Origin of the sequence: Ramlibacter sp. AN1133 (genome assembly GCF_037890035.1) — a bacterium.
GTDB lineage: Bacteria > Pseudomonadota > Gammaproteobacteria > Burkholderiales > Burkholderiaceae_C > Ramlibacter.
The window spans coordinates 69,876-92,131 of the sequence record NZ_JBBKTQ010000010.1 but is presented as its reverse complement, the minus strand read 5'-3'; the positions used below and the strand labels follow the sequence as shown (position 1 = coordinate 92,131).

Annotated in this window: 22 protein-coding genes; 9 read left to right on the top strand and 13 right to left on the bottom strand. The window is 71.9% G+C overall.

The window, feature by feature from the left end:
* Positions 1-636: 636 nt before the first annotated feature.
* A complete protein-coding gene (locus tag WG923_RS16010) occupies positions 637-1,230 on the bottom strand; it encodes an ATP-dependent Clp protease proteolytic subunit (protein ID WP_340351969.1) in 594 nt (197 codons plus the stop codon).
* A 78-nt stretch (positions 1,231-1,308) separates the two neighbouring features.
* Here WG923_RS16010 and WG923_RS16005 point away from each other — a divergent pair, with 78 nt between their 5' ends.
* Positions 1,309-1,860, top strand: a complete 552-nt coding sequence (locus WG923_RS16005) for a DUF1439 domain-containing protein (protein WP_340351968.1) — start codon at positions 1,309-1,311, stop codon at positions 1,858-1,860.
* Positions 1,861-1,871: 11 nt separating this feature from the next.
* Here WG923_RS16005 and WG923_RS16000 read toward each other — a convergent pair whose 3' ends face one another.
* The 3 genes from WG923_RS16000 to WG923_RS15990 form a co-directional block, all read right to left on the bottom strand.
* Positions 1,872-3,404 (bottom strand): HAMP domain-containing sensor histidine kinase, encoded by a 1,533-nt coding sequence (locus tag WG923_RS16000; protein ID WP_340351967.1) that lies wholly within the window; start codon positions 3,402-3,404, stop codon positions 1,872-1,874.
* A gap of 153 nt (positions 3,405-3,557) precedes the next feature.
* Complete coding sequence (fghA, locus tag WG923_RS15995; RefSeq protein ID WP_340351966.1) at positions 3,558-4,403, bottom strand: S-formylglutathione hydrolase; 846 nt, start codon at positions 4,401-4,403, stop codon at positions 3,558-3,560.
* A 1-nt stretch (position 4,404) separates the two neighbouring features.
* Positions 4,405-5,511 carry an S-(hydroxymethyl)glutathione dehydrogenase/class III alcohol dehydrogenase gene (locus WG923_RS15990; protein WP_340351965.1) on the bottom strand — a complete coding sequence of 369 codons (1,107 nt, stop codon included), beginning with the start codon at positions 5,509-5,511 and terminating at the stop codon, positions 4,405-4,407.
* Positions 5,512-5,693: 182 nt separating this feature from the next.
* Here WG923_RS15990 and phbB point away from each other — a divergent pair, with 182 nt between their 5' ends.
* Complete coding sequence (phbB, locus tag WG923_RS15985; protein WP_340351964.1) at positions 5,694-6,416, top strand: acetoacetyl-CoA reductase; 723 nt, start codon at positions 5,694-5,696, stop codon at positions 6,414-6,416.
* A gap of 33 nt (positions 6,417-6,449) precedes the next feature.
* Here the strand turns inward: phbB and WG923_RS15980 are convergent, their stop codons facing one another.
* Positions 6,450-6,863, bottom strand: a complete 414-nt coding sequence (locus WG923_RS15980; RefSeq protein WP_340351963.1) for a phasin family protein — start codon at positions 6,861-6,863, stop codon at positions 6,450-6,452.
* 189 nt (positions 6,864-7,052) lie between these two features.
* Between WG923_RS15980 and WG923_RS15975 the strand changes: the two genes are divergently transcribed.
* The 3 genes from WG923_RS15975 (at position 7,053) to WG923_RS15965 (ending at position 11,897) form a co-directional block, all read left to right on the top strand.
* Entirely contained in the window at positions 7,053-10,235 is a 3,183-nt protein-coding gene (locus tag WG923_RS15975; RefSeq protein ID WP_340351962.1) for an ATP-binding protein, read from the top strand.
* A 63-nt stretch (positions 10,236-10,298) separates the two neighbouring features.
* Positions 10,299-10,970: a response regulator transcription factor gene (locus WG923_RS15970; RefSeq protein WP_340351961.1), complete on the top strand. Its 672-nt coding sequence runs from the start codon at positions 10,299-10,301 to the stop codon at positions 10,968-10,970.
* Positions 10,971-11,093: 123 nt separating this feature from the next.
* On the top strand, positions 11,094-11,897 hold the full coding sequence (locus WG923_RS15965; protein ID WP_340351960.1) for a helix-turn-helix domain-containing protein: 804 nt from the start codon (positions 11,094-11,096) through the stop codon (positions 11,895-11,897).
* On the opposite strand, the gene WG923_RS15960 is transcribed toward WG923_RS15965, so the two are convergent.
* Genes WG923_RS15960 through WG923_RS15950 form a run of 3 tightly spaced genes read right to left on the bottom strand, consistent with a single transcriptional unit; the run spans position 11,884 to position 15,586 of the window.
* The gene (locus WG923_RS15960) at positions 11,884-14,544 is read right to left on the bottom strand and encodes a bifunctional acetate--CoA ligase family protein/GNAT family N-acetyltransferase (RefSeq protein WP_340351959.1); all 2,661 of its coding nucleotides are present in this window, start codon (positions 14,542-14,544) and stop codon (positions 11,884-11,886) included. The genes WG923_RS15965 and WG923_RS15960 overlap by 14 nt on opposite strands.
* Positions 14,541-15,362 carry a L,D-transpeptidase gene (locus WG923_RS15955; protein WP_340351958.1) on the bottom strand — a complete coding sequence of 274 codons (822 nt, stop codon included), beginning with the start codon at positions 15,360-15,362 and terminating at the stop codon, positions 14,541-14,543. The genes WG923_RS15960 and WG923_RS15955 overlap by 4 nt, the downstream gene beginning before the upstream one ends.
* 8 nt (positions 15,363-15,370) lie before the next feature.
* On the bottom strand, positions 15,371-15,586 hold the full coding sequence (locus WG923_RS15950) for a YgaP family membrane protein (protein ID WP_340351957.1): 216 nt from the start codon (positions 15,584-15,586) through the stop codon (positions 15,371-15,373).
* 15 nt (positions 15,587-15,601) lie between these two features.
* Here WG923_RS15950 and WG923_RS15945 point away from each other — a divergent pair, with 15 nt between their 5' ends.
* Positions 15,602-15,805 carry a hypothetical protein gene (locus WG923_RS15945; RefSeq protein ID WP_340351956.1) on the top strand — a complete coding sequence of 68 codons (204 nt, stop codon included), beginning with the start codon at positions 15,602-15,604 and terminating at the stop codon, positions 15,803-15,805.
* A gap of 381 nt (positions 15,806-16,186) precedes the next feature.
* Here the strand turns inward: WG923_RS15945 and WG923_RS15940 are convergent, their stop codons facing one another.
* Both WG923_RS15940 and WG923_RS15935 read right to left on the bottom strand, forming a co-directional pair.
* On the bottom strand, positions 16,187-16,495 hold the full coding sequence (locus WG923_RS15940) for a hypothetical protein (RefSeq protein WP_340351955.1): 309 nt from the start codon (positions 16,493-16,495) through the stop codon (positions 16,187-16,189).
* 128 nt (positions 16,496-16,623) lie between these two features.
* Positions 16,624-17,079, bottom strand: coding sequence for an RT0821/Lpp0805 family surface protein (locus tag WG923_RS15935; protein WP_340351954.1), 456 nt, complete (start codon positions 17,077-17,079; stop codon positions 16,624-16,626).
* A 247-nt stretch (positions 17,080-17,326) separates the two neighbouring features.
* On the opposite strand from WG923_RS15935, the gene WG923_RS15930 reads away from it, so the two are divergent.
* Positions 17,327-17,698, top strand: a complete 372-nt coding sequence (locus tag WG923_RS15930) for a hypothetical protein (protein ID WP_340351953.1) — start codon at positions 17,327-17,329, stop codon at positions 17,696-17,698.
* Positions 17,699-17,750: 52 nt separating this feature from the next.
* Positions 17,751-19,271, top strand: coding sequence for a thymidine phosphorylase family protein (locus tag WG923_RS15925; RefSeq protein WP_340351952.1), 1,521 nt, complete (start codon positions 17,751-17,753; stop codon positions 19,269-19,271).
* Positions 19,272-19,296: 25 nt separating this feature from the next.
* On the opposite strand, the gene WG923_RS15920 is transcribed toward WG923_RS15925, so the two are convergent.
* Genes WG923_RS15920 through WG923_RS15910 form a run of 3 tightly spaced genes read right to left on the bottom strand, consistent with a single transcriptional unit; the run spans position 19,297 to position 21,392 of the window.
* A complete protein-coding gene (locus tag WG923_RS15920) occupies positions 19,297-19,746 on the bottom strand; it encodes a host attachment protein (protein WP_340351951.1) in 450 nt (149 codons plus the stop codon).
* A gap of 12 nt (positions 19,747-19,758) precedes the next feature.
* Positions 19,759-20,826, bottom strand: a complete 1,068-nt coding sequence (locus WG923_RS15915; protein ID WP_340351950.1) for a hypothetical protein — start codon at positions 20,824-20,826, stop codon at positions 19,759-19,761.
* A 38-nt stretch (positions 20,827-20,864) separates the two neighbouring features.
* Positions 20,865-21,392 carry a flavodoxin family protein gene (locus WG923_RS15910; protein ID WP_340351949.1) on the bottom strand — a complete coding sequence of 176 codons (528 nt, stop codon included), beginning with the start codon at positions 21,390-21,392 and terminating at the stop codon, positions 20,865-20,867.
* Positions 21,393-21,592: 200 nt separating this feature from the next.
* Between WG923_RS15910 and WG923_RS15905 the strand changes: the two genes are divergently transcribed.
* Positions 21,593-22,246 (top strand): BON domain-containing protein, encoded by a 654-nt coding sequence (locus WG923_RS15905; RefSeq protein WP_340351948.1) that lies wholly within the window; start codon positions 21,593-21,595, stop codon positions 22,244-22,246.
* Positions 22,247-22,256: the final 10 nt, after the last annotated feature.

Sequence of the window (22,256 nt, the reverse complement as noted above, 5' to 3'; positions counted from 1 at the left end):
TTGATCTGCGCCGGCAACCACTTGGTCCGTGTTCGGTGGACGTCGCGCCGCTCGGGCCGGACCAGCCCGTGTCTGTCCGTCTCAGCGACTGTCCCCCGGCGCGGATGGGAACCGTTGCCCGTGCTGGCACCGCGCCCGCGCCTCCTCCTTGATGTCGCTGAGCCGGACAGACACGGACTGGTCCTGCAGCGTGTCGACCGTAACGGTGTGGCTTCGGTTGGCGCGGTCGCCGACGCTCAAGGCGCGCTCATTGAGGGACGGTGCGCTCGCACCCGCGCGGCGGAGGACCAGGGCGTGATCGTCCGACTCGGCGACATCAAGGAGGAGGCGCGGGCGCGCCGCCAAGCCGGGGCACGCTTTTCATCCGCGCCGGGGGACAGTCGACGAGGCGGACGGTCACGTCCTGGTCCGGGTCGAGGGCAACCGGCGAACCGTGGCAGCCATCGGCCTTCTCTTTCCAGGCCGGACGCAAAAAAAGCCCGCGCAAGGCGGGCTCCAAGCATGGCGTGAACACCTTCAGGAGCAGTGCTTACGCGTTTTCCATGCAGCCTGAACGGTACCCAGGACGCCGGAAAATGGCAACAGGGCGACACTCGATGCGGGGCCCTGCGGGCGCCAAAAAATGCACGCGATCGGCTACTGCTTGAGCTCGCTCTTGTGCTTGACGATGCGCCCGACCAGCCCGTACTCGATGGCCTCCTCGGCACTGAGCCAGCGGTCGCGCTCGATGTCTTCCAGCACCTTGTCCAGGGGCCGGCCGGTTTCGCGCGAGATGGTGCGCGCCACGCGCTCGCGCGCCTTGATGATCTCCTGCGCGTGGATCGCGATGTCGCTCGCGGGGCCGCCGGCGCCGCCGGACGGCTGGTGGATCAGGAAGCGCGTGTTGGGCGTGCAGAAGCGCCGCTCCCTCGGCACCGCGAGATACAGGTGCGTGGCCGCACTGCCCACCCAGCCGGTGCCGATCATGTTCACCGGCGCCGCGATGAAACGGATGATGTCGTGGATGGCGTCACCGGATTCGAGGTGGCCGCCGGGCGAGCTCACCAGCATGTCGATGGGCGCCGCCGAATCGGCGTCGAGCGCGACCAGCCTGCGCGCGATGTCGCTCGCGCTCTGGTCGGTGATGGCACCGAACAGCAGCACGGTGCGCGACTTGAAGGCCTTTTCCTCCAGGAATGCGTTGCGCGGTTCCGCCGTTGCGGACGGGGTTTCGGGATCGGGATGTTCCATGGTTCTTCCTCCTGAGGCCGCCAATCATGCAGGAAGCCGGGCCGCCCCGGGGCACCGCGCGGCGCGCACAATGGGTCGATGCGTTCCCGCCTGCAACCGCTGCTGCCGCTCCTGCTCGCCTGGCTCATCGTCGTGCTGGCCGGCTGCGCCGGCGGCCCGCGGACCGTCGAGGTTTCGCGCCAGCAACTGCAGTCGGCGCTGGAGCGGCGCTTTCCCCACGAGGAGCGGCCGGCAGGCCTGCTCGCGTTCCGGGTCGGCCTGCCGCAGCTCGAGTTGCTGCCGCAGGCCAACCGCGTGCGGCTGGACTTCCCGCTCGAGGCCTCGGACCGCATCGTGCGCAACACGTTTCGCGGCGAGCTGGGGGTGAGCTTCGGCCTGCGCTACGAGCCCTCCGATGCGAGCGTGCGCGCCACCAGCGTGCGCGTCGAGCGCTTTTCGCTGCCCGACCTGCCGGCGGCCTTGCGCGCGCCCCTGCAGGGCGCCGGCGGTGCCTTCGCCGAGAACCTGCTCGAAGACACGGTGCTGCACACGTTCCGGCCCGAGGACCTCGCCCGGGCCCGGGGCTGGACACCCGGGGCGATCCGCGTGACGCCGGGCGGCCTGCGCGTCGAGTTCCTGCCGCCGGCCTGAAGCGCGCCGGCTCAGGGGCCCGGGCCAACCAGCTTGAAGCGCAGCCGCACCTGCGTGCCCGCGTCGCGGCTGCTGGCGAGCGAAACGAAACCGCCGAAGCGCTGCATCGCGCGGTTCAGCATCGGCAGGCCGGTGCCGAAGCCGGGGCCCCGGGCGAGCTGCAGGGCGCGGCCGGGCATGCCTGCCGCGCGCGAACCGTCGTCGCTCACCAGCAGGTCGAGGCCCTCGGTGCCCTCGGCCGGCCGCAGCTCGATGCGCAGCTCGCCGCCGGCCGGCATGTTCTCCACGGCGTTGGAGATCACGCTGTGCAGCGCCTGGCGCGCCAGCGCGCTGTTGCCCTGCACGCGCGCTCCCCACAGGTGGTTGCGCTCCCAGCGCAGGGCGATGCGGGCCCGCTCGAACGTGGGCTGGAACGACGTGAGCACGCTTTGCAGCACGCCGCACAGGTCCACCGGCTCGCGGTCTCCGCTGGTGGGATGCGAATACAGCAGCAGCTCGCGCACCCACTGCGACAGGAAGTCCACCTGGGTGACGATGTCCTGGGCGTGCTTGCGCACCGCGTCGTCGTCGCTGCAGCCTGCCAGTTCCGCGCTGGAGCGCACGCTGCCCAGCGGGTTGCGCAGGCTGTGCGCGAGCGCGCGCGCCATCTCGCCGGCGAACAGCTGCGTCTGCGCCTCCACCAGCTGCCGCTGCTGCTGCTGCAGCACCCGCGAGGCGCGCCGCACGATCCCGAACAGGCCGAGGTAGATCACCACGCTGCCGGCGAGCGTGGTCCACCAGACGAGGCTCTGCCCGGCGCGGATCGAGTCCATCAGGTGACCCGGCTCCTTGTACACCTCCACCACGGCGAGCACCTTGCCGCCCGGCCCGACCAGGGGCACGTAGTTCTCGATGAAGAACTCCTGCGGCTCGACGACGAAGCGCTGCTCCGGGCGCGCCGCCACGTTGGACGGATGATGCAGCGCGACATCCGCGTGCAGGCGGAAGGCCTCGGTCAGCTCCTCGTTGTCGCGCACCACGTCGCCGATCAGGCTGCCGTTGGTGGACCACACGATGCGGCCGTCCCGGGCGTACACGTTCACCAGCAGCGCATCGGGCAGCGACTCGAGGTGCTCGTAGGCGTGGTTGCGCGCCCGCGCCACGTCCTGCGGCGCCAGGCCGGCGGGCCAGGTCTCGACCCGGGGGTCCAGGAAGGGCACCAGGCTCACCGCGCCGATCTGCGCCGCCTCGACCGCGAGGCAGTTGGAGATGAACTGCGCCGTCAGCAGCGCGTCGCGCTGCAGCGCCTGCCGCGTGATGAAGTTCGAGATCACCGCGCCGATCAGCGCCGCGACCGGGATCACCGCCAGCAGGCTGACGATGGAGAACCAGCGCAGCAGGTCGAAACCCAGCACCGTCGGGCCAGGTGTCGTGCTGCGCGAGGCCACGGGTGCCGGGGAAGGTGACGCAGCGGCCGGGGCGGATGCGGGCGCGGCAGGCGTGTCGGCGTCACGCGCCACGCCCACCTCGCGTACAGCCACTCCGGCGAATTGCTCCACGCGCATCCCCGCTGCCTGTCCAAGCCGCCCGTCGGCTCGCCCGGTCCTCCTTGCGTCCGCAAGGGCCGCTGGCATCTTGCGGCGCTGCCTCCAGCTCCGCAATTCGCCACGTCCAGATCGGCACCAAAGTGCCGTCAAATAGGCGCGAAGGAGCGCCCGTCAGGCGCACAGTGTCCGCGCGTGATGCTCGACATGGTCGGCGATGAAGCTCGCGATGAAGAAGTAGCCGTGGTCGTAGCCCGCGTGCCGGCGCAGCTCGAGCGGCTGCCCCGTGCCAGCGCACGCCTCTTCGAGCCGCTGCGGCCGCAGCTGCGTGGCGAGGAACTGGTCTTCCAGGCCCTGGTCCACCAGCAGCGCCGGCGCGCGCGCGCCGCCCTCCAGCAGCCGCACCGCATCGTGCCGTGCCCACGCAGCGGTGTCCTCGCCCAGGTAGCCGGCGAAGGCCTTGCGGCCCCACGGCACCTCGCCCGGCGCGCAGATCGGCGCGAAGGCGGAAACGCTCGCGAAGCGCCCCGGATGGCGCAGCGCCAGCGTCAGCGCGCCGTGGCCCCCCATCGAGTGGCCCAGGATGCCCGCGCGGTCCTGGCGCAGCGGGAACTGCGACTGCAGCAGTTGCGGCAGTTCGCCCATCAGCCAGCTCTCCATGCGCCAGTGGCGGGCGTAGGGCTCGCGCGTCGCATCGAGGTAGAAGCCCGCACCGGTGCCGAAGTCCCAGTCGGCGTCGGCCGCGGCGATGCCGGTGTTGCGCGGACTCGTGTCGGGCGTGACGAGCACGAGGCCGTGCCGCGCCGCGTGCTGCTGCGCGCCGGCCTTGATGGCGAAGGTCTGCTCGTTGCAGGTCAGGCCCGCGAGGCAGTACAGCACCGGGCGCGGGCCCTGCGCGGCCTGCGGCGGCACGTACACGCCGAAGCGCATGGGCAGCCCGACCTCGCGCGAGGCGTGTTCGTAGAAGCCCTGGAGGCCGTCGAAGCACCGGTGCTCCTCCAGCGTGGTGAGGCCTTCCATCTCAGTACACCACCACCGAGCGGATCGACTCGCCCGACTTCATCAGCTCGAAGCCCTTGTTGATGTCCTCGAGCGCCAGCGTGTGCGTGATCAGGTCGTCGATGTTGATCCTGCCTTCCATGTACCAGTCGACGATGCGCGGCACGTCGGTGCGGCCGCGCGCGCCGCCGAAGGCGGAGCCCTTCCACACGCGGCCGGTGACGAGCTGGAACGGCCGCGTGCTGATCTCCTGGCCGGCCTCCGCCACGCCGATGATGACGCTCTGCCCCCAGCCCTTGTGGCAGCACTCCAGCGCCTGGCGCATCGTCGTCGTGTTGCCGATGCACTCGAAGCTGTAGTCGGCGCCGCCGTCGGTGAGCTGCACGATCGCATCGACCACGCTGGCGTGTTCCTTCGGGTTCACGAAGTGCGTCATGCCGAACCTGCGCGCCATCGCCTCGCGCGCCGGATTGAGGTCGACGCCGATGATCCTGCCGGCGCCGACCATGCGCGCGCCCTGGATCACGTTCAGCCCGATGCCGCCGAGGCCGAACACCACCACGTTCGCGCCCGGCTCCACCTTCGCCGTGAAGATCACGGCGCCGATGCCCGTCGTCACGCCGCAGCCGATGTAGCAGACCTTGTCGAAGGGCGCGTCGCTGCGGATCTTCGCCAGCGCGATCTCGGGCGCGACGATGTAGTTGCTGAAGGTCGACGTGCCCATGTAATGCAGGATCGGCTTGCCGGCCAGCGAGAAGCGCGTCGTGCCGTCCGGCATCAGGCCCTGGCCCTGCGTGCCGCGAATGAGCTGGCACAGGTTGGTCTTGCGCGAGAGGCAGAACTTGCACTGGCGGCATTCCGGCGTGTAGAGCGGGATCACGTGGTCGCCGGGCCGCAGCGAGGTCACCCCCGCGCCCACCTCCTGCACGATGCCCGCGCCTTCGTGGCCGAGCACGGCGGGGAACAACCCCTCCGGGTCCGCCCCGGACAGCGTGTAGTAGTCGGTGTGGCAGATGCCGGTGGCCTTCACCTCCACCAGCACCTCGCCGGCGCGGGGGCCGTCGAGATCCAGTTCCTCGACGGTGAGCGGCTGTCCAGCCTGCCAGGCGACGGCGGCGCGGGTCTTCATGGCGGTCCTTGCGTGGGGCTGAGGGAAGGATGCGAAGCTTGGCAGCTTTCGCCGGCGCGCGGGGGCCGCCGCAGCGCGGCCGTGCCGCGCCGGCCGCGGCGCCTGCTTGATGCGCGTCAACAGCGCCCGGGTGGCGGCGCCTAGATTTGCACTCGGGCCCGAAAGCCCCTGGAGGAATGCCCATGTCGCGCCTCGCCCTCGTCACCGGCGGCACCCGCGGAATCGGTGCCGCCACCGCCCGCCTGCTGAAGGACTCCGGCTTGCGCGTGGTCGTGAGCTACGCGGGCAACGAAACCAGCGCGCAGCGCTTCCGCGAGGCGACCGGGATTCCCGCGTATGCCTGGGACGTCTCCGACCTGGCCGCGTGCGAGCGCGCCGTGGAGCGGATCGTCGCGGAGCACGGCCCGGTGGAGGTGCTGGTGAACAACGCCGGCATCACCCACGACGGCATGCTGCACAAGATGACGCACGACGCCTGGCAGTCGGTGATCGACGTCGACCTGGGCGGCTGCTTCAACATGTGCCGCGTCGTGATTGCGGGGATGCGCGAGCGCGGCTTCGGCCGCATCGTGAACATCAGTTCGGTCAACGGTCAGGAAGGCCAGCTGGGGCAGGCGAACTACGCGGCGGCGAAGGCGGGCATGCTGGGCCTCACCAAGGCGATCGCGCGCGAGGAAGCCGCCAAGGGCATCACGGTCAATGCCGTGGCGCCCGGCTACACGGCCACCGACATGGTGGCGGCGGTGCCGCAGAACATCCTGGACGGCATCATCGCCCGCATCCCCGTCGGCCGGCTGGGGCAGCCGGAGGAAATCGCGCGCGCGGTGCTGTTCCTGGTGGCGGACGAGGCCGGCTTCATCACCGGGGCGACGCTCTCGGTGTGCGGCGGCCAGCACATGGACTGAGCGCGCAGCGCCGGCGCTGCGGGGCCGCCAGGCTCAGTGCTGCTCGAACATCGCGCACGCCTCCAGCACCTTGTCGCTGTCGACCAGTTCGCCCGCGCAGGCCGCCACCCGGGCCTGGGTCTGCAGCACGGTCTCGGCGAGCTGCTGCCAGTAGGCCGCCGCCGCCTCGGCGTCGAAGCGCGCCAGGTTCATCTGCACCGTCAGCACGTCGAGCGGCGCGCACTGCTTTTCGAGCCGCTGTGCCGCCTCGTTGTAGTGCTTCAGGGCGTCGTGCGCCGCCTTCTCCTGGATCTTGCGCATGGCCTCGAAGCCGCTGAAGAGGGCGCAGGCCGCGTGCGTGGCCGCCACGGATTGCTGCCGCGGCAGGTCCAGCACCGTGGACCACATCGCCAGGGGATCGTACATCGCGCTTTGCGCCGCCACCGGCGCCGTCTTGCGGGTTTGCATGTTCGCTCCTTGAAGTGCCCTGCGTCCATTCTTGGCGCTGCGGCGGGCCGCAACTTGATGGCGCGCAAGACCCGCCCCCGGCGACGAATGCCGTTTTCGCCGCGGCGCCAGCGGCGTTCGGGGCGCAGCTTGAGGCGGGTCAAGGCGTGAGGCGCAGGTCCCCGTAGGCTCGGGGACACCGGTCTTCCGATGCTGCCCGTCACCCTGCTGCTCTTCACGGCCTCGCTGGCCGTCCCCGCCGGCCTGTTCGGGTTCATGGCCTGGCAAAGCCATGAAGAAGCGTTCGCGGACGCCCGCAGCCGGGTGGAACAGACCACCGGCATCCTGCACGAGCACGCGCTGAAGGTCTTCGAGATCAATGCCGGCGCCCTCGATCGCACGGCGCAGTACGTGGCGGCCAGCCCGGACCGCTCGGCGCCGCACTATCCCGCCCGCCTGCACGACTTCCTGGCGCAGGTGGAGCAGAGCTCCCCGTCCATCCAGTCGCTGTGGGTGTTCGCGCCCGACGGTACGGGGGTCGCGACCAGCCGCCCCGTGCCGCCGCCGCGCGGCCCCCTGGTGCCGGACCGCGACTACTTCGTGCACCAGCGCACGCATCCCGGTAACGCCTACTTCGTCTCGGGGCCCATGGTCGGGCGCACCGATCGCGAGCCGCAGTTCGTGCTCACGCGCCGCCTGCAGGATGCGGACGGGGCCTTCCTCGGCGTCGTCACGTCCGCGATGTACGCCGGCTACTTCACCCGCCACTGGCTGGCGCTGTCGCCGCAGCTCGCGCCCAGCGCCGCCCTCGTGCGCGACGACGGCGTGATCCTGGTGCGCTATCCGGGCCTGCCCGCGCCGACCGCGCCGCTGACCGCGGGCCCCGAGTACATGCAGGCCGTGCTGCAGGGGTCCGAAGGCATCCGGCAGATGGGCTCCGCCATCGACGGGCGGCAGCGCATCGTCGGCTTCCGCCGGCTGGCCGGCTACCCGGTCTCCATCGCCTACGCGGTCAGCCTCGACGCGGTGATGGCCGGCTGGTACCACCAGCTCGCGCTCTACGGGGCGGTGTGCGGTTCGGCCGCCCTCGCGCTGCTCGCCATGACGGCCCTGGTGCATCGCCGCTACCGCAGCGAGGAGCGGCTGGTCGAGCAGCTGCGCGACACCGACGCGGCGCGCACGCGCCTCTTCGCCAACGTCAGCCACGAATTGCGCACGCCCCTCGCGCTGATCCTGGGCCCCGTGCAGCGGCTGCTGAAGGCCTGCCCCTCCAGCGGCGAGGAACACCACGAGCTGGAGGTGATCGAGCGCAGCGCGCAGGCCCTGCTGCGGCGCGTGAACGACCTGCTGGACATGGCCCGGCTGGAGGCCGGCAGCGCCCGCCTGGAGTACGCGCGCGTGGACCTGGCGCAGCTGGTGCGCATGGTCTGCGCCTGCTTCGAATCGGCCGGGCGCGACACGGGCGTGGCGCTCGAGGTCGACACGCCCCCCGAGCTGCCGGCCCAGGTCGACGCACCGAAGGCGGAGCGGATCCTCTTCAACCTGCTGTCCAACGCCTTCAAGTTCACCCCCCCGCCCGGACGCGTGCGCGTGGCCCTGGCCGCGCGGGACGGCCAGGCGTGGATCTCGGTGCAGGACACGGGGCCGGGCGTGCCCCCGCACCAGCGCCAGGCGGTCTTCGAGCGCTTCCGCCAGGGCAGCGAACCGGCGGGGCGCAGTCCCGGCGGCACCGGCCTCGGCCTGGCGATCGTGCGCGAGTTCGCGCAGCTGCACGGCGGCTCGGTCGCGCTGGAAGATGCCCCGGGCGGCGGCGCGCTGTTCCGCGTACGCCTGCCGCTGCGGGCGCCCCCGGGCGCGACGGTGCTGGACGCCCCGGAGTCCGCCCTGCCGCACGCGGCGCTCGTGCCCGAACCGCGGGGCGCGTCGTCCGCGCCGCCGCGGCCCGGCGTGGGCGCGGACCGGCCCCGCGTCCTCGTCGTCGAAGACCACCCGGACATGAACGCCTTCATCGCCGGCGCGCTGGCGCGGCGCTACCGCGTCGAAACGGCCCGCGACGGGCAGGAGGGGCTCGAGGTGGCGCTGCGCGCCCCGGCGCCGGACCTGGTCGTGGCCGACATGATGATGCCGCTGCTGGATGGCGAGGCGCTGCTGGAATGCCTGCGGCGCGAGCCGACCCTGCGCGACGTTCCGGTGCTGATGCTCACCGCGCGCGCCGACGACGCCCTGCAGGCGCGCGTGCTGCGCAAGGGCGCGCAGGACTTCCTGCAGAAGCCGTTCTCGGAGGAGGTGCTGCTGGAACGCGTCGCGCGGCTGCTGGCGGACCGCGAGCATGCCGCCGCGCTGGTGCGGCGCAGCGAACAGCGGCTGCGCGCGATCCTGGAGACGGCGCAGGACGCGATCATCGTCGCCGACGGCGAGCAGCGCATCGTGCTGTTCAACGGCGCCGCCCAGCGCATGTTCGGCTACCCGCCCGAGACGGTCATCGGCGAAGGCCTCACCCTCCTCATCCCCGGCGACTGTTGGGCGAACTGCGGCATCCAGACCGGCGCCCGCCAGGCGGGCGCCTGCGCCACCGGCGAGGCCCGGCGCGCCAGCGGCGAGCTGTTCCCGGTGGAGTGCTCGATGTCGCGGCTGGACGAGGGCGGCACCTTCTATACCGTGATCCTGCGCGACATCACGGCCCGGCTGCACGACCGGCAGGCGCTGGTCGAGGCGCACGAGGAACTGCACCGCGTGACGCAGGGCTTCCAGCGCGAGCTGATCGCGGCGGTCGAGGCGCGGCAGGCGCGCATCGCGCGCGACCTGCACGACTCGGTGGGGGCGTCGCTCGCGGGCGTCTCGCTGCTGGTGGGCGCCGCGCGCGGCCTGGCGGCGGACACGCGCGCCAAAGCCGTGCTGGACAAGGCCCAGGAGCAGGTCGCCACAACGGCCGACGCGGTGCGCGGCATCTCGCGCGGGCTGATGCCCGCCGGCACCGATTCGGGCGGGCTGCTGCACGCGCTGGAGCAGTTCGCCAGCGACCTGTCGGACACCAGCGGCATCGAATGCACGGTGCGCGCCCGCGGCGCCTTCACCGGCTTCGATGCCGAGATCGCCACGCACGTGTTCCGGATCGTGCAGGAGGCGGCGGCCAACGCGATCCGCCACGGCAACGCCACCGTGCTGCGCATCGTGCTGTGCGAAGGGCGCGAGCGCTGGCGCGTTTCGGTGACCGACGACGGCAGCGGCTGCGACTTCGACCACCTGCCGCGCGCCCACCCCGGGCTGGGGCTGCGCTCCATGCAGGCCCGCGCGCGGGCGATCGGGGGCGAACTGCAGCTGGCCGCCGCCGGCCCCGAGGGCGGTTGCCGCGTGCGCGTGACGTGGCATTCCCGCCGGGCACAGGGGCGCTGAGCGCGATGCGCGGACTTGTTGCGCATCAACGTAGTGGGCACTTGACCACCTAGCATGGAATCCATGTCCAGCGAGGTTTCCGCGCAGAACCCGGCATCGGTGGTCGTCATCGACGACCACGACATCGTGCGCTTCGGGCTGGAAACGCTGATCCGGCAATGCCCCGAACTGCGCTTCGCGGGCTCCGCGCCCTCGCTGCACGAGGGCCTGGAGCTGATCCGTGTCCACGCGCCGGCGCTCGTCATCACGGACATGGGAACGGGCGACTCGCACGGGCTCGACACGGTGCGCGCCGTGGTGGCCGCGCAGCAGCCGCGCGCGACGCTGGTGGTGTCGATGCAGGATGAACTGCTGTATGGCGAGCAGGTGCTGGCGCTGGGCGCGCGCGGCTACCTGATGAAGGAAAGCGCGCACGCGCTGGCGATCCCCGCCGCGCTCGCGGTGCTGCACGGCGGCACCTGGGTCAGCCCGCGGCTGAACGCCAAGCTGCTCAATCGTTTCCTGCAGCGCGTGCGGCCCGCCGCCACGGAGCCCGCGCACGAAGGCGAGATGGAGCTGACGCCGCGCGAGATCGAGGTCCTGCAGCTGCTGAAGTCCGGCCGGACCACCAAGGAGATCGCGCGGGTGCTGGACCTGAGCATCCGCACCGTGGACATCCACCGGGCCAACATCAAGCGCAAGCTGCGCCTGCGCACGGGCGCCGAACTGATCGCCTACGCTTCCAGTCGGTTATAGGTCCGTACGCTTGCCGCTGCGCCGAAAGCCCGGCAACTACCTGCCTGCGCTAGGTACAAGTACATAGCCGCGCCGCCCCGTCCGGGCGCAGCATGGCCGTGTCATACAAAAAGGGACGGGACCATGGACTTCACCACAACGACCACCGGCAGCGGCGGCGTGCCCTCCGCCTGGGCACCGCTGCAGCAGCTTCCCGCGCAGGGCCCGCCGCCGCGGCAGCCCGCCAGCGCACCGCAATGCATGGAGTGCAGCGCCCGCAGCCGGTGCCTGCCGGCGGGCATGAGCGATCGCGAGACGCGCTGCCTCTCGGGCATCACCATCGGGCGGCGCCGCGTGCGCAAGGGCCAGGCCGTCTACCGCGAGACCGAGCGCTTCCTCTTCATGTACGCGGTGCGTTTCGGCATCTTCAAGTCCACCGTGATGCTGAACAACGGTGCCGACCAGGTCACCGGCTTCCACCTGCCCGGCGACCTCATGGGCATCGACGCCACGGTCACGGGCAAGCATCCCACCACGGCGACGGCGCTGGAGGACGCCGAGGTCTGCGTGCTGCCCTATTCGCAACTCACCGACGCCTGCGCCGACCAGCGCGGCCTGCGCATGCAGGTGATCCGCATGGCGGGCGCCGAGCTGGTGCGCGACCACCGGCTGCTCGCACTGATCGCCACCACCCATTCGGAGCAGCGCGTCGCCGCCTTCCTCGTCGGCCTGTCGGACCGGCTGCGCGAGCGGGGCTTCTCGCCCAGCCAGTTCCTGCTGCGCATGACGCGCGCGGAGATCGGCAGCTACCTCGGGACCACGCTGGAAACCGTCAGCCGCTCGCTGTCGTCGTTCGCGCGGCGCGGCTTCATCACCGTTCACCGCCGCGAAATCCACCTGGTCGATATCGACGCCCTGCGCGCGGAGTTCGAACCTAGCCTGCCGTGAGCCGCAGGCGCATCGCCACCGTCTCCTCGTCCAGCGCGCTGACGTCGAACTGCAGCGCGTGGGCCAGCGCCGTCATGCCGGCGTTCTCGCGCCGGCACACGCCGGTGGCTTCGCGCGTGCCGCGTTCGCGCAGCCACGCGAGCATCTTCTCCAGCAGCGCGCGGCCGAGGCCGTGGCGCTGCCAGCCGGAGTCCACCTGCACCGCGAATTCGGCCTGCACGTTGTCGGGGTCGCACACGGCGCGAACCTCGCCGACGATGCCGTCGCCGTCCAGCGCGATGAAGGTCATCTCGCGCTCGTAGTCGATCTGGCAATAGCGGGCCAGCTCGCTGAGGGGCATTTCGCGCCACGCCAGGAAGAAGCGCAGCCGCAGGTCCGCCGGGCGCGCGCGCGCATAGAACGCGGCCAGGCGCCGCCCGTCCTCGGGGCGGATCGGCCGCACGAACAGTGGCTTGCCGTCGATGGCGACGCGCTCCTCGAGCGCGGACGGATAGGCGCGCAGCGCCAGCCGCGCCGACGGATCCGCGTCCGGCGGCCGCACCCGGATGCGAGCATCGAGCGCCATCACGCCTGCGCCGTCGGCCAGCAGCGGATTCACGTCGAGCTCGGCGATCGAGGAGATGTCGCAGGCCAGGCGCGACAGCCGCAGCAGCGCATCGAAGACGGCCGGCTGGTTCACCCCCGCGTCGCCGCGGAAGCCCCCCAGGGTGCGGCCGACGCGCGTGCGCGCCACCATGTCCTGCGCGAGCTTCAGGTTCAGGGGCGGCAGTTCGAGGGTGCTGTCGTGGTGCAGTTCCACCGCCGTGCCGCCCTCCCCGAACAGCAGCACCGGGCCGAACACCGCATCCTCCTGGATGCCGGCGATCAGTTCGCGGCTGCGCGCGCGGTGCAGCATCTTCTGCACGGTGAAGCCGGTCACGTGCGCCTGCGGCGCCGCCACGGCGAGCCGCTGCCGCATGCCTATCATCGCCTTGCGCAGCTCGTCGCCCGAGGCGATGCCCAGCGCGACCCCGCCCACGTCGGACTTGTGCTGCAGTTGCGGCGAAATCACCTTGAGCGCAACCGGCCAGCCCAGTTCCTCGGCCGCATCCAGCGCCTCCTGCGCATCGCGCACGCGCAGGGTGGGTACGGTGGGAATCCCGTAGGCCTGCAGCACCTCCTTGGCATCCGCCTCGTCCAGCCATTCGCGTCCCAGGCGCAGGGTTTCCCGCACCAGCGCCTCCGCGCTGGCGCGGTCCACCGCCAGTTCCGCCGGATCGGCATCGGGCAGTTGCAGCAGCGCCTGCTGGTTGCGCCGGTAATGCACCAGCTGCATCCAGGCGGCGACCGTGTGTTCGGGCGTGCCGTGGCACGGGAAGCCGGCGTCGGCGAACAGGCGCCGGGCCGCGTCCACCGTGTTGCCTCCCAGCCAGCAGGCGAGCACCGCCTTGCCGGCACCCTGCAGCAGCGGCAGGCAGGCCTGCGCGATGACGGCGGCCGGCACGACCGCGGTCGGCGCGTGCATGAAGAGGATGCCGTCCACCTCGGGTGCGGCCAGCAGCGTGCGCAGCGCGTCCACGTAGCGCTGCACGGGCGCGTCGCCGACGATGTCCACCGGATTGCCGTGCGACCAGTTCGCGGGGAGCGCGGCGTCCAGCGCCTGCAGCGTCGCATCGCCCAGCGTCGCGAGTTGCCCGCCTTCCAGCGCGAGCGCGTCGGCCGCCAGCACGCCGGCACCGCCGCCGTTGGTGAGCACCACCAGCCGCTCGCCCTGCCAGATCGGCGGGTGGGCCAGCGTCGCCGCAGCATCGAACAGGGCCTCCAGCGTGCCCACGCGCAGCATGCCCGCGCGCCGCACCGCGGCATCGAACACCGCGTCGGAGCCCGCCATCGCACCGGTGTGCGATGCGGCCGCGCGGGCGCCTTCCGGCGCGCGGCCGGCCTTCACCACGATCACCGGCTTGTTGCGCGCCGCCGCCCGCGCGGCCGACATGAACTTGCGCGCGTGCTTCAGCGATTCCATGTACATCAGGATCGCGCGCGTGCCGCCATCGCTCGCCAGGTAGTCCAGCACGTCGCCGAAGTCGACGTCGGCGCTGTCGCCCAGCGAGACGAAATGCGAGAACCCGATGCCGTGCGCATTCGACCAGTCCAGCATCGAGGTGGCCAGCGCGCCGGACTGCGTGACGAACGCGATCGCGCCCGGCAGCGCCTGGCCCGGCGCGAAGCTGGCGTTCAGCCGGCTGCGCGGCACCAGCACGCCGATGCAGTTGGGGCCGAGGATGCGCAGCAGCGCGGGCCGCGCCGCATCGAGCATCGCCTGTTGCAGCGGGCGGCCGTCCGGCCCCGGCTGCCGCAGTCCGGCCGACAGCACGATGGCGGCGCGGGTGCCGCGCGCGGCCAGTGCCTCGATCAGCCCGGGCACCGTTTCGGCGGGCGTGCACACGACGGCCAGCTCGGGAGCCTCGGGCAGCGCCGCGACACCGGCGTGGACGCGCAGCCCGTCGACTTCGCCCTCCTGCCGGTCCACCAGCCACAGCGGGCCGCGGAAGCCGCCTTGCCGCAGGTTGCGCAACACGATCGCGCCCAGGTTGCCGGGGCGCGCCGACACGCCGACGATCGCCACCGATCGCGGCGCGAACAGGGATTCGAGGTTGCGGACGCTCATCGCAGGGCCCTCCGGGGAAGTGGCGCCGGCGGCGGGCTCCACTGCGGGCGTTCGTCGCGCGCGCTGTCCACCACCACCAGGTAGCGGCCCGCATCAGCCACCGGCTGGCGCGCGGGGTCGAGCACCCACAGCTCGTGGCCTTCGCGCACCAGGCGCTCGTACTCGGCATCGAGCACGCCGTAGTGATCGAGCAGGCGATCGAGGCTGGCCGGGATCCGCACGCAGCCCTTGGACTGCGCGCTGCCCAGGCGCCGCTCCAGCGCATCCGGGTCGGTGGCGTGCATCAGCAGCCGCATCTCCATCACGGCGCCGTCGCCCCAGCCCTTGGGCGCGCGCTGCCAGCCGAAGTCGAACACCCGCATGCCCTTCACGCCGAAGCCACGGATGCCGTTGGAATTGAAGGTGCCCTCCGCGCGGAAGTCCGGGGTCCACGGTCCGTGGTCGAACACGCCCACGGGCGTCGCGAAGTGGTCGAAGCTGCCGGGGTTGCCGGTGGACACCGGCGCGGAACCCACCAGCCGGTATTGCCCCTCGGCGGAGCGCCAGAACAGCAGCAGGGCCTGGACTTCGGGATCGCGGTCCACCACCACCAGGTACTGCGCGCCCTCGGGCCGGATGTACGCCTGCGCGAACGCGCGCTCGGCGAGCGCGGCGTAGCGGTCAGCCTCCTGGGGCGGGACCTGCAGCCGCCGGTCCACGTCCTCGGCGAAGGCCTCGGCCAGGTCCGCGGGGGAGGACACCGCGGCGGCCGCCGCGGCGGACAGCACCAGCGCCGCGATGACGGCCAGCCGGCGCCCCCAGGACCGGGTGCGGGCCATGGTCCCGCCTAGCTTCCGTGCCGCCGCGGCGGGCGGCCGGTGTGCACGCCGAACACGTGGTACAGCGGGCAGTAGCGCACCATCGCCGTCAGCATGGGGAGCACGCCGATGTAGCCCCAGGAGCCGATGATGCCGGTGCCCGCCAGCACCAGCAGCACGAAGCCGACGGACAGCCGCAGCCACTGGTCCACCGGGCCGATGTTCTCGTGGGGGAACCTGCGCATGGCGATCTCCTTGCGATGGGGACTGCCTTCAAGGTAGGCGCCACCGCCGGGCGCACCTTGCTGCGCATCAAGGTCGCCGCCGCCGCGCGCATGCGTGCGCGCGCCCCGAATGAAAAGGTCTTCGCCGATTCCGGGGAGACCAAAGGGAAGGCGGCCGATGGCTGCCACGGTTCGCCGGTTGCCTCCGACCCGGACCAGGACGTGACCGTTCCTCAGTGAGCTCGCCTCGAGCGTCGGCGACTGTGCCAACCGAAGCCACACCGTTGCGATCGACACGCTGCAGGACCAGTCCGTGTCTGTGTCCGGCTCAGCGACATCAAGGAGGAGGCGCGGGCGCGGCGCCCGCACGAGCAACGGTTCTCATCCGCGCCGGGGGACAGTCGCTGAGACGGACACAGACACGGGCTGGTCCGGCCCGGGCGGCGCGACATCCACGGGATACGGCCCCCATGCGCTTGCCGGTCGCAGACAACCCATCTCGCCAACCTCGACTTGGCGGTGGCGGCCATCGGCCGCCTTCTCTTTGGTCTTGCGGACATCGGTGAAGACCCACGAAAAAGCGGACCCGCAGGTCCGCTTTCCTGGCCGACGTCTGGCGCGTCAGTTGTTCGTGCCGGTCACTTCCTTCGGCTGCTTGGAAACCTTGGCGCCTTCGGCCTTGCGATGGGCCTTGGCCAGCTTGCGCTCGGACTTGCTGGCGACCTTGGCGGCCGTCGCGGGGCGGTCGTCGCCGGGCTGCGCGCTCTTGGCGACCGCAGCGCCCTGCGTCTTGCGGGTGGCCTTGGCCGCGGCCTTTTCCGTCGCGGTGGCAGCAGCGCTCGGCGCCGCCTTGTCTTCGCTGGGCGTCTGCGCGTACGCGCCGCCAGCCAGCAGGATCGTGGCGGCAAGGGTGAGGAGCAGTTGTTTCATGGTAACCTCCGGTTGCATGGGCTCGTTGGACTTTGCGGACCCGAACGCCTCGGATCCTGCGGCGGACTATGGCTCGCACTTGCCCGGCGGACCTTGACAGGCCGCAAGGATCGACATCGGGCGCCTCTTCATCGCTGCGCCTGCCAGCTGCCGTCCGACTGGCGGCAGGCCGTGCCGTAGACCTTCTCGGGGTGCCCGCCGATCACCGCGTCCATCGTGTATTCGCGGCAGGGGCCTTGCGCGGAGGCATACGTCCGCGTGGGCACCACCGTGTAGTCGGCGCCGGTATCGGGGTTGCGCCAGTGCGTGGGCGCGCCGGTGGGACTGGTCTCCAGCACCTGCGCGGTGCGCATGCGGTCGGTCTCGTCCATCGAACGGCCGATGCTTTGGCCCACCACCCCGCCCGCGATGGCGCCGACGATGGTGGCCGCGGCGCGGCCGCCGCCGCGCCCCACCTGGTGGCCCAGCATGCCGCCGACCACGGCACCGATCACCGTGCCGGCCTGCTCCTTCGGGGTCTCGGATGCCGTGCCGCAGCCCGCCAGCATGGCGGCCGCCAGCAAGGCGCTGACGCATGTCCTCATGGCATTCTCCCGGGGCCCCGCGGGACGCGTGGCCTCCTCTTCTTTGTGGCGCATGGGGCGGCACGCGATTTGCGCCAGCGCAAGTTCGCTGTCCCTTGCGCCTCCTGCTTAAGCAATTCCTCCCCCGCCTTCGCTTAGGCAACTGAATGGCCGCGGCGCGGGGGCGAGTTTGCGCTGCGTCATGCGGCGGCCCTTCGCCCCATTGCATCTTCCCCACCAGCCGAGCAGGAGAGAGAAGAGAGGAGCCATGCCCAGCCACCCGGTCCGCATCGAGTTCGTCGCGATGCCGCACTCCCATGTCGTCGAAGCGGCGGCCCGGCGCCGCATGCGCGGCATGGAGGCCATCCATCCCTGCGTGCTGGAGTGGTTCGCGCGGATCGAGGCGCCGCAGCGGGCAGGGAACGACGGGCACTTCGCCGCGCTGGTGCGCGTGCGGGTCGTCGGCAACCGCACGCTCAGCGGCGACGCGCACGGCCACGATGCGCTGGCCGCCCTGCGGCTGGCGTTCAACGCCCTGGAGCTGCAACTCGAGGCGGACCAGGAGAGCGCCCGCGCCCGGGCCGCCGCGTGGCTGGCCGCGGTGCGCGAACGCATGCGGGGCCGGTCCGACTTCCCTTGACCGCCATCAAGGTCCGCCGGCCCGGCCCTCCTAGAGTGGGTCGGGGCCCCCCATGTCCGAGACCGACGACGTTCCCGGCCGACTGCGCTTGCGCAGGGTCGGCATCGACACCTACCAGGAGCCGGTGCTCTACCTGCACCGCAACGAGCCCGTGTGCCGCTCCGAGGGCTTCGAGGCGCAGTCGCGCGTCGAGATCGTCCTCGATGGCCGTTCCGTGGTGGCGACGCTCAACGTGGTGGCCGGCGACCTCGTCGGCGTCGGCGAAGCCGGCGTGTCCGAGGCCGCCTGGCGCGCCCTCGGCGGCAGCGAGGGCGCCCTGGTGCGCCTGCGCCACCCCGCGCCGCTCGAATCGATGGGGCACGTGCGCGCCAAGATCTACGGCCGCAAGCTGACGGCCCCCGCGCTGCGCTCCGTGATCGCCGACGTGGCGGCAGGCCTCTACTCGGAAATGCAGCTGGCGGCGTTCGTCACGGCCTGTGCCGGCGACCGCCTGGACGCGGGCGAGACCGTGGCGCTCACCCAGGCCATGCTCGACGCGGGCGAACGCATAGCCTGGGGCGAAGGCCTCGTGATGGACAAGCACTGCGTGGGCGGGCTGCCCGGCAACCGCACCAGCATGATCGTGGTGCCGGTCGTGGCAGCCTGCGGCCTGCGCATGCCCAAGACCTCGTCGCGCGCGATCACCTCGCCCGCGGGCACCGCCGACACGATGGAGACGCTGGCGCCGGTGGCGCTGGACCTGGCGGAGATCCGCCGCGTCGTGGACCGCACGGGCGGCTGCATCGTGTGGGGCGGCTCGGTGCGCCTGAGCCCGGCCGACGACATCCTGATCCGCGTGGAGCGCCCGCTCGACCTGGACAGCCAGGGGCAGCTGGTCGCCTCCATCCTGTCGAAGAAGGCCGCGGCAGGCGCCACCCACGTCGTGATCGACATGCCCGTGGGCCCCACGGCCAAGATCCGCAGCCCGGAGGCGGCACGGTCGCTCGCGCAGCAGCTGCGGCAGACCGCGCAGGCGCTGGGCCTGCAACTGCGCGTGCTGGAGACGGATGGCAGCGCCCCGGTCGGACGCGGCATCGGTCCCGCGCTGGAGGCGCGCGACGTGCTGGCGGTGCTGCGCGGGCAGCCCGAGGCGCCCGCCGACCTGCGGCAGCGCTCGCTGCTGCTCGCCGGTGAAGTGCTCGAATTCGGCGGCGTCGCGGCCGCCGGCAGTGGGATGCGCATCGCGGGCGAGGTGCTCGCCGACGGGCGTGCCTGGCGCAAGTTCCAGGACATCTGCGAGGCGCAGGGCGGCCTGCGCGAGCTGCCGCGGCCCGCCTGCAGCCAGCCGGTGGCCGCCGCGCGCAGCGGCTGCGTGATCTCGATCGACAACCGGCGGCTGGCACGCATCGCCAAGCTCGCCGGCGCGCCGCAGGACCGCTGCGCCGGCATCGACCTGCACGTGCGCTGCGGCGACTTCGTCGAGCGCGGCCAGCCGCTGTTCACGGTGCAGGCCGATTCGCCCGGCGAACTCGCCTACGCACTGCAGTACGCCCAGGCGCAGGGCGAGACGGTGCACATCGCGCAGGACGCGTGACGCGCCCGGCCGCGGCGGCGCCGCTTCACTCCGGCTGCTTGAGCGCCTTGTCGATGCGGCGCCCGATCTCCGCCGGGCCGACCGCCGAGAGGTCGAGGTCGTGCGCGCCCGCCAGGATCCGCTGCGTGCCCTCCCCGAGTTGCGCCTTCAGCTCGCCCAGGAAGGGGCTCGCCGCGAACAGGCGCACGCTGCGGCACAGCCCGTGCTGCGCGCCGTCTTCCAGGCAGTCCGCCAGCTCGCCGGCGAAGCGCAGGTGTTCCTTGCGCTGCGGCTCGAGGCGCGACTCGTACGCGGTGGCGCCGAAGGCCTGGTCGGCCCCCGCGCGGCCGCGCTCGTCATCGCCCAGTTCGCTGCTGTGCATCCGGCTGGCCGGATGTTCGAAGGAGCGCAGCAGCGCATAGGGCGCGCCTTGGTCCTGCTGCTGGAACAGGCGGGCACGGCTTGCGTTGGCGATCAGGATCCATTCGGGTTTCATGGCAGGCCCCCGTCAGAGCTGGGCGCGCAGGTCCGCCAGCGTGGCGGTGCTGCTCGCGTCGAAGCTGCCGTCGCCGTTGGTATCGACCTGCAGCTGGAAGGTGTTGGTCCCGGTCACCGTGACCAGGAGAGCCGAGGCGCTGCCGTCCACGCGCAGCGAGCCGGCCGAGACGTCGCCGGCATTGGTGGTGACGAGCGCGGAAGGCGTGCTCACGTGGTAGGTCACGGGGGCGGTGCCGAGCCGGCTGTTGCTGGTCTCGAAGTCGGCGGTCACCGTGGCGCTGGTGGTGTTTCCCGCGATCGCGAGCACGTGCCGGTAGGAGCGCATGGTGAACGAGCGGGTGCCGCTCGCGCTCGTGACCTGGTTGCCCAGCGAGCTGCCGGTCAGCACCACGCTGGTGGAATCGGTGCTGTTCTCCGTCACGTCCAGGCTCATGTCGCCGCTGCTCGTGCTGGTCTCGCCGCCGGCAGCCACGGTGAGGCCGGAGGCCTGGATGGTCATCGCCACGTGGCGCGGGAAGGCCGCACCGGAGCTGATGCCGCCGGCCGTGATCGCCAGGGTGAAGCCGCCGGACAAGGTGGTCGCGACGTTGGCTATCGTCTCCCGGCAGCCCGAAGCATTCAGCGTCACCGAATCGCCGGCGACGAAGCCGTTGCTGCTGGCCACGTTGCCGCTGACTGTCACGGAACCGCCGAGGCTGCAGGCCAGCGTCTCGTTGATCGCCGCGGAGAGCACCAGCGGCGCGGCACCGGCGCGCTTGTTCGCCAGCGTGACGGCCGCCTGGGCGACGCGCAGCGCGAGGCTGGGCGCCGCGGCGCCGGGCACCACCTGCGCGCTCAGCACGAAGCTGCTGCTGGTGCGGGCGGCATCGATGTTGGTCGCGTTGTCCAGTGCGTCGGCGGCCACCGGCTTCGCGTTGGCCGCGGTGATCACCAGCGAGCCTTGCGCCGGCGGACCGACGGGCGTCGTGGCCCCGTCTCCGCCGCCGCCTCCACAGCCCGTGAGCGCCAGCAGGGGCGCGCAGAACAATGCGGCAATGCTGCGGCGCGTTGCAAGTCCGGCGAGGCGATGGTTGCGCATGAAGCTTTCTCCCGAAGGGACGATGGACAGTGTTCAGGCTATGCAGGATGGGCTCGGCCATCTTGCGGCACATCAAGATGCGCGCGCCCCGATCCCGGCCTCAGGGCTTCGCCGAACGCCAGCAGCCGGCCGGTGCAGGAGCCATCGTCCACCTCGCGCTGCAGGAAGCAGGCGCTCGCCAGCGGTGCCTGTCCCAGCAGCCGCGCGACTTCGCCGAGCGCATTGGTGCCGCCGCCGGAGGCCATCGTGCAGATCACCGCGACGTGCCGCAACTGGTCCCGATGCTGCGCGATGAAGCTGCGCATGGGGCCTGCCAGCCGGTACATCCATACCGGCGCGAGCAGCACCACCGTGCGGTAGTCGCCCGGGTCGGGCCCTTCGTAGCGGATCGCGGGGTGCCGGCGCAGCAGCGAATCGAGCACGCAGCGCAGCGTGCCCGTGCCGCCGGCGCGCGGCTCGGTGTCGCTGACCTGCCCCAGGGGCCAGCCATGGTGCGACGACAGCAGTTCCGCCAGGCGCCGCGTGGTGCCGGTGTACGAGTAGCAGACGACGAGGATGGTGTCCACAACGGCCTCCTTGCACGGGGAGCGCCCGCCAGCCGCGCAGCCGGGATCGCGATGGCGTGGCCGCAGGGCGGGCGGACCGCCGATTCAATCTAGGAGCCCGCCGCCGCCCCAACATGACGGCCGTCAAGGTCACCGCGACGGGCCCGCCTAGATTGGATCCAGGGCGCCTCGGGGGCGCACCGTCCTGCCCAGGAGAGACCATGAAAAGCGACCTGCAGATCAAGTCCGACGTCACCGCCGAGCTCGTGTGGGATCCGGCGGTGAACGCCACCAACGTGGGCGTTGCCGTCGCGGACGGCATCGTCACCTTGAGCGGCACCGTGGAGACCTACGCGCAGAAGCATGCCGTGGAGCGCGCGGTGCGCCGGGTCTCGGGGGTGCGCGGCATCGCGGTGGGCCTGGAGGTGCGGCTCGCCCCGGGGCACGCCCGCACCGATGCCGAGATCGCGCAGGCGGCGCTGCATGCGTTGCGCTGGCATTCCCTGGTGCCCGATGAACGGGTGAAGGTGGAAGTGGACAACGGCTGGGTGACGCTGCGCGGCGAGCTGGAATGGGCCTACCAGTCGGCCAGCGCGGAAAGCGCCGTGCGGCCGCTGGTGGGCGTGCGCGGGGTCAGCAACGAGATCGCCCTGGTGCCGCACGCCAAGCCGCAGCAGATCCGCGCGGATATCACGGCGGCGCTCGTGCGGCACGCGCAGCGCGAGGCCGGGCGCGTCGCCATCGACGTGGAAGGCGGCGTCGTCACCCTGCATGGGCAGGTCGATTCGCTGGCCGAGCACGACGCCGTCATGGGCACCGCGTTCGCCGCCAAGGGCGTGACCCGGGTGATCGATCGGCTGGAAGTCACCGGCTAGATGGCGGCTG

Bases quoted from the DNA above. Each gene is read 5' to 3' on its own strand.
- WG923_RS15945 (WP_340351956.1), top strand. From the start codon at position 15,602: ATGGGGACTGCCTTCAAGGTAGGCGCCACCGCCGGGCGCACCTTGCTG.
- WG923_RS15950 (WP_340351957.1), bottom strand. From the start codon at position 15,586: ATGCGCAGGTTCCCCCACGAGAACATCGGCCCGGTGGACCAGTGGCTG.
- WG923_RS15915 (WP_340351950.1), bottom strand. From the start codon at position 20,826: ATGCGCAACCATCGCCTCGCCGGACTTGCAACGCGCCGCAGCATTGCC.
- WG923_RS15905 (WP_340351948.1), top strand. From the start codon at position 21,593: ATGAAAAGCGACCTGCAGATCAAGTCCGACGTCACCGCCGAGCTCGTG.
- WG923_RS16000 (WP_340351967.1), bottom strand. From the start codon at position 3,404: ATGCGCGTGGAGCAATTCGCCGGAGTGGCTGTACGCGAGGTGGGCGTG.
- WG923_RS15935 (WP_340351954.1), bottom strand. From the start codon at position 17,079: ATGAGGACATGCGTCAGCGCCTTGCTGGCGGCCGCCATGCTGGCGGGC.
- WG923_RS15930 (WP_340351953.1), top strand. From the start codon at position 17,327: ATGCCCAGCCACCCGGTCCGCATCGAGTTCGTCGCGATGCCGCACTCC.
- fghA (WP_340351966.1), bottom strand. From the start codon at position 4,403: ATGGAAGGCCTCACCACGCTGGAGGAGCACCGGTGCTTCGACGGCCTC.
- WG923_RS15980 (WP_340351963.1), bottom strand. From the start codon at position 6,863: ATGCAAACCCGCAAGACGGCGCCGGTGGCGGCGCAAAGCGCGATGTAC.
- WG923_RS15920 (WP_340351951.1), bottom strand. From the start codon at position 19,746: ATGAAACCCGAATGGATCCTGATCGCCAACGCAAGCCGTGCCCGCCTG.
- WG923_RS15975 (WP_340351962.1), top strand. From the start codon at position 7,053: ATGCTGCCCGTCACCCTGCTGCTCTTCACGGCCTCGCTGGCCGTCCCC.
- WG923_RS15990 (WP_340351965.1), bottom strand. From the start codon at position 5,511: ATGAAGACCCGCGCCGCCGTCGCCTGGCAGGCTGGACAGCCGCTCACC.
- WG923_RS15925 (WP_340351952.1), top strand. From the start codon at position 17,751: ATGTCCGAGACCGACGACGTTCCCGGCCGACTGCGCTTGCGCAGGGTC.
- WG923_RS15970 (WP_340351961.1), top strand. From the start codon at position 10,299: ATGTCCAGCGAGGTTTCCGCGCAGAACCCGGCATCGGTGGTCGTCATC.
- WG923_RS16010 (WP_340351969.1), bottom strand. From the start codon at position 1,230: ATGGAACATCCCGATCCCGAAACCCCGTCCGCAACGGCGGAACCGCGC.
- WG923_RS15955 (WP_340351958.1), bottom strand. From the start codon at position 15,362: ATGGCCCGCACCCGGTCCTGGGGGCGCCGGCTGGCCGTCATCGCGGCG.
- WG923_RS15960 (WP_340351959.1), bottom strand. From the start codon at position 14,544: ATGAGCGTCCGCAACCTCGAATCCCTGTTCGCGCCGCGATCGGTGGCG.
- WG923_RS16005 (WP_340351968.1), top strand. From the start codon at position 1,309: ATGCGTTCCCGCCTGCAACCGCTGCTGCCGCTCCTGCTCGCCTGGCTC.
- WG923_RS15940 (WP_340351955.1), bottom strand. From the start codon at position 16,495: ATGAAACAACTGCTCCTCACCCTTGCCGCCACGATCCTGCTGGCTGGC.
- phbB (WP_340351964.1), top strand. From the start codon at position 5,694: ATGTCGCGCCTCGCCCTCGTCACCGGCGGCACCCGCGGAATCGGTGCC.
- WG923_RS15965 (WP_340351960.1), top strand. From the start codon at position 11,094: ATGGACTTCACCACAACGACCACCGGCAGCGGCGGCGTGCCCTCCGCC.